The organism is Halomonas sp. SIMBA_159 (assembly GCF_046536035.1).
GTDB classification, from domain to species: Bacteria; Pseudomonadota; Gammaproteobacteria; order Pseudomonadales; family Halomonadaceae; genus Vreelandella; species Vreelandella venusta_A.
On the sequence record NZ_JAWJBT010000258.1, the window covers coordinates 1 to 317 of the forward strand.

At 49.8% G+C, this 317-nt stretch carries 1 protein-coding gene; it reads right to left on the reverse strand.

What is annotated here, in order from left to right:
• Positions 1-10: 10 nt before the first annotated feature.
• Positions 11-202, reverse strand: coding sequence for a hypothetical protein (locus R0J87_RS19225; protein WP_192017099.1), 192 nt, complete (start codon positions 200-202; stop codon positions 11-13).
• Between the last annotated feature and the right edge of the window lie 115 nt (positions 203-317).

Consider the following 317-nt stretch of genomic DNA (forward strand, 5'->3'; position numbering starts at 1 on the left):
GTGACAGACGCTAATTTCGGTTCATTGATACCAGTCGGCCAGTCACCAAGTCCCGCAGCACATTGATGGTCAGATGTTCGTTTTCACACAGCTCATTGATAGCGTGCTTGATATCAGACTCTCTGTCAGCCGGAACCCACACCGTCACTTTCTTGAATCCGCCGTCTTTTTTGCGCTGTTCGTACTCTGCATTTCTGCTCATGGCATCCCCCGAAATCTAAAGCCGTTGGCTTATGAGATCACAATCAGAAAAATATGCAACCTTTAGAATCGTACCGCGCTGACAGGGCAGTGCCCAACGTGAGACTTTCCCCCCG